The 1,276-nt window shown below is 58.5% G+C and carries 2 protein-coding genes; both read left to right on the top strand.

Annotated elements, in window-relative coordinates:
* The first annotated feature begins 70 nt into the window (after positions 1-70).
* Complete coding sequence (locus G6020_RS16780; protein ID WP_095719256.1) at positions 71-364, top strand: transposase; 294 nt, start codon at positions 71-73, stop codon at positions 362-364.
* Positions 361-1,245: an IS3 family transposase gene (locus G6020_RS15355; protein ID WP_202959127.1), complete on the top strand. Its 885-nt coding sequence runs from the start codon at positions 361-363 to the stop codon at positions 1,243-1,245. Before G6020_RS16780 ends, G6020_RS15355 begins: the two co-directional genes overlap by 4 nt.
* Positions 1,246-1,276 lie beyond the last annotated feature (31 nt).

Here is a 1,276-nt window from a genome sequence, read left to right as displayed (position 1 = left end):
TGGACCGTTCCCGTTCTGGTGGACACGCGGAGATGAGCGGAGAGTTCCCCCGAGATAGAGGGAGCAGATTATGGGATCGACTCGTCGGAGCTTCACTCCCGAGTACAAGGCCAACGCGGTAAGTTTGGTTATCGATGATGGTCGTGCGATCGCCGAGGTTGCACGCAGTATCGGCGTTCACGAGATGACGTTGGGGAAATGGGTGAAGAAGTCCCGAGACGAGGGAAACGGCGAGTCTGACCGCCCGTTGAATGAGGACGAGCGGGCGGAACTCGAGCGTCTCCGCGAAGAAGTGAAACACGCCCGGATGGAGGCGGAGTTCGCAAAAAAAGTAGCGACCTGGTTCGCGAAAGACCCGCGGTGAAATTCGCGGCTATCGCGGACTGGGCTGAATCCGATTCCTATCCGGTCACGTTCATGTGTGCTCAACTCGACGTATCGACTTCTGGCTATTACAAATGGCGTGGCAAATCCCGCTCAGCTCGAGACCTGCGGGACGACGAACTGACCACGCTGATCGAGTGCCTCTACGAGCGTCTCAACGGCCGCCCTGGCGTTCGTCGTATGCGCGCAGAGCTCGCCGCCGGCGGCCATCGGGTCTCGCACAAGCGGGTGTGGCGGCTCATGAAAACCGCAGGCCTGGAAGGCCGCCACCCGAAGGCGTGGAAGCGCACCACCGTCGCCGGAGAGCGCCCCGTTCCTGCACCTGACCTCGTCGGCCGTGACTTCACGGCGGCCGAGGCGAACACCAAGTGGTGCGGCGATATTACTTACGTGCGGACCTGGAATGGCTGGGCGTACTTGGCCACCGTCATCGATCTGCACTCCCGGATGGTCGTCGGATGGGCCGTGGCCGACCATATGCGCACCGAGCTGGTCACCGACGCACTGGACATGGCCATCGCTCGTCGTCGACCACCCGGAAAAGTAATATTTCACAGCGATCGCGGAACTCAATACACGTCCGCTGACTTCGACAAGTACTGCACGAAAAACAATATCCGACGATCGTTGGGGCGCACTGGAATTTGTTTCGACAATGCGGTCGCAGAATCATTCTTCGCGAGCTACAAAAAGGAACTCATTCACACGCGCCCATGGCCCACCCTGAAAGCACTCACAAAGAGCACATTCACCTGGATCGAGGAGTACTACAACAGGGCACGACGACATTCCACACTGGGATATTTGACACCAGCCGAGTATGAACTAGGATTCAGAGACATATACGAACTCGCCGCTTAATTGCAGTGGCCACTTTAGCGGGAACACTCCA

The sequence above is a fragment of the Dietzia sp. B19 genome (assembly GCF_014145155.1).
Taxonomy (GTDB): Bacteria; Actinomycetota; Actinomycetes; order Mycobacteriales; family Mycobacteriaceae; genus Dietzia; species Dietzia natronolimnaea.
This window is presented reverse-complemented; position numbering and strand designations above follow the sequence as displayed.